This is a genomic window from Mesorhizobium sp. M7A.F.Ca.ET.027.03.2.1 (genome assembly GCF_003999175.1).
Lineage (GTDB): Bacteria > Pseudomonadota > Alphaproteobacteria > Rhizobiales > Rhizobiaceae > Mesorhizobium.
The window spans coordinates 1-2,972 of the sequence record NZ_RZOM01000790.1 but is presented as its reverse complement, the minus strand read 5'-3'; the positions used below and the strand labels follow the sequence as shown (position 1 = coordinate 2,972).

At 63.6% G+C, this 2,972-nt stretch carries 2 protein-coding genes; both read left to right on the top strand.

Annotated elements, in window-relative coordinates; all coding sequences use genetic code 11:
- Window positions 1-79 precede the first annotated feature (79 nt).
- Entirely contained in the window at window positions 80-1,330 is a 1,251-nt protein-coding gene (locus EN750_RS26925) for a Zn-dependent hydrolase (RefSeq protein ID WP_023813190.1), read from the top strand.
- A gap of 63 nt (window positions 1,331-1,393) precedes the next feature.
- A complete protein-coding gene (gene hydA, locus EN750_RS26920) occupies window positions 1,394-2,845 on the top strand; it encodes a dihydropyrimidinase (protein WP_127398447.1) in 1,452 nt (483 codons plus the stop codon).
- Window positions 2,846-2,972: the final 127 nt, after the last annotated feature.

Below are 2,972 nucleotides of genomic sequence, written 5' to 3'. Positions count from 1 at the left end.
CACCCGACCGCTTCGCGGCCACCCTCCCCTCGAGGGGGAGGGGGACGCCGGCGCCCCGCAATCGATGAGGTTTTAGAGCATGGCCGCACCCGGCGAGAATCTGCGAATCAATTCAGATCGTTTGTGGGATTCCATCATGGAGATGGCGAAGATTGGCCCCGGCATCGCCGGCGGCAACAATCGCCAGACCGTGACCGACGAAGACGGCGAAGGGCGGCATCTGTTCAAGCGCTGGTGCGATGCGGCCGGGCTCGAAATGGGCGTCGATGAAATGGGCACGATGTTTGCCCGCCGCGAAGGCACCGATCCCAGCCTGCCGCCGGTCTATGTCGGCAGCCATCTCGATACGCAGCCGACCGGCGGCAAGTACGACGGCGTGCTCGGCGTGCTGGGCGGGCTTGAAGTGGTGCGCTCGCTCAACGATCTCGGCATCAAGACCAAACATCCGATCGTCGTCACCAACTGGACCAACGAGGAGGGCTCGCGCTTTGCGCCGGCGATGATGGCGTCCGGCGTGTTCGCCGGCGTGCTCGACCAGGCCGATGTGTACGGGCATGTCGACAAGCAGGGCAAGAAATTCGGTGAGGAGCTCGAGCGTATCGGCTGGAAAGGCAGCGAGAAGGTCGGCGATCGCAAGATCCACGCCTTCTTCGAACTGCATATCGAACAGGGTCCGATCCTCGAGGACGAAGATATCGACATCGGCGTCGTCACCCATGGCCAGGGCCTTAAATGGCTGCAGGTGACGCTGACCGGCAAGGAGGCGCATACCGGCTCGACGCCGATGCCCAAGCGCCGCAATGCCGGGCTCGGCATGGCGCGGGTGATCGAACTGGTGCACGAGATCGCCATGGACTACCAGCCCGATGCCGTCGGCGCGGTCGGCCACATGGAGGTCTATCCCAACTCGCGCAACATCATCGCCGGACGCACCGTCTTCACCGTCGACATCCGCTCCCCGGAAAAGGAAGTGCTGGACGCCATGGACGGCCGCATCCGCGAAGGCATCGACACGATCTGCGATGCGCTCGACATCCGCTACGAGATCGAGCAGGTCGGCGCTTTCGATCCGGTGACCTTCGATGCCGGCTGCGTCAAGGCGATCCGTGATGCCGCCGAACGTCTCGGCTATTCCCACCGCAACATCGTCTCCGGCGCCGGCCATGACGCCTGCTGGATCAACCGCGTCGCGCCCACCGCCATGGTGATGTGCCCCTGCGTCGATGGCCTCAGCCACAACGAGGCCGAGGAGATCACCAAGGAATGGGCTTCGGCGGGTGCCGATGTTTTGTTCCATGCGGTGGTGGAGACCGCTGTCATCGTGGAGTGAGCTTAGAATCTACCTTCCAAACGACGCTCGCAAAGAAGCGCGAAGAGAACAAGGGAACAGCTAATGACAAAAGTCATCCGAAACGGCACCATCGTCACCGCCGACCGCACCTGGAAGGCGGATGTGCTGATGCAGCACGGCAAGATCGTCGCCATCGGCTCGGGCCTGCATGGCGACCATGAGTTCGACGCCACCGGCTGCTACATCATGCCGGGCGGCATCGACCCGCACACCCATCTCGAAATGCCGTTCATGGGCACCTATTCGGCCGATGATTTCGAATCCGGCACGCGCGCGGCGCTCTCCGGCGGCACGACGATGGTGGTCGATTTCTGCCTGCCGGCGCCACAGCAGTCGCTGCTCGAAGCCTTGCAGATGTGGGACAACAAGACCTCGAAAGCGTCCTGCGACTATTCCTTCCACATGGCGATCACCTGGTGGGGCAAGCAGGTGTTCGACGAGATGGCCACTGTCGTCGACAAGGGCATCACCTCGTTCAAGCATTTCATGGCCTACAAGGGCGCGCTGATGGTCGACGACGACGAGATGTATGCTTCGTTCCAGCGCTGCGCCGATCTCGGCGCGCTGCCGCTGGTGCATGCCGAGAATGGCGATGTGGTCGCCGCCCTGTCGCAGAAGCTGCTGGCTGCCGGCAACAACGGCCCCGAGGGCCACGCCTATTCACGGCCGCCCGAAGTGGAAGGCGAGGCGACCAACCGCGCCATCATGATCGCCGACATGGCCGGCGTGCCGCTCTATGTCGTGCATGTCTCCTGCGAGCAGAGCCACGAAGCGATCCGTCGGGCGCGCCAGAAGGGCATGCGGGTGTTCGGCGAGCCGCTGATCCAGCACCTGACGCTGGACGAGAGCGAGTATTTCGACAAGGACTGGGACCATGCGGCGCGCCGCGTGATGAGCCCGCCCTTCCGCAACAAATTGCACCAGGACTCGCTCTGGGCGGGCCTGCAGGCGGGCTCGCTGCAGGTGGTGGCGACCGATCATTGCGCTTTCACCACCAAGCAGAAGCGCAACGGCGTCGGCGATTTCACCAAGATCCCGAACGGCACCGGCGGGCTTGAAGACCGCATGCCGGTGCTCTGGACCACCGGCGTCAACACCGGCCGGCTGACGATGAACGAGTTCGTCGCGGTGACCTCGACCAACATCGCCAAGATCCTCAACATGTATCCGAAGAAGGGCGCCATCGTAGAGGGCGCCGACGCCGACATCGTCGTCTGGGATCCCCAGCGCAAGAAGAAAATCACCTCGAAGAAGCAGCAGTCTGTCATCGACTACAACGTGTTCGAAGGGTTCGAGGTGACCGGTCTGCCGCGGTTCGTGTTCTCGCGTGGCGAACTGTCGATCCAGGAGGCCGAGGTCAAGGCCAAGCCCGGTCATGGCGAGTTCGTTGGCCGCGAGCCGAATGCGGCGGTTAACCGGGCGCTGTCGACGTGGAAGGAAATCTCCGCGCCGCGCAAGGTGGAACGCACCGGCATCCCGGCGACCGGGGTTTGAGCTTGCGCGGCTCGAAGAACGCCAAGAAACGGATGATTGCCGACAAACACAGCGCCGCCTTTGGGGATGTGTCGCAGTGCCGATAATTGCCGAACTCGGCGCCGCCCCTCATCCGCCTGCCGGCACC

Bases quoted from the DNA above. Each gene is read 5' to 3' on its own strand.
- EN750_RS26925 (WP_023813190.1), top strand. From the start codon at position 80: ATGGCCGCACCCGGCGAGAATCTGCGAATCAATTCAGATCGTTTGTGG.
- hydA (WP_127398447.1), top strand. From the start codon at position 1,394: ATGACAAAAGTCATCCGAAACGGCACCATCGTCACCGCCGACCGCACC.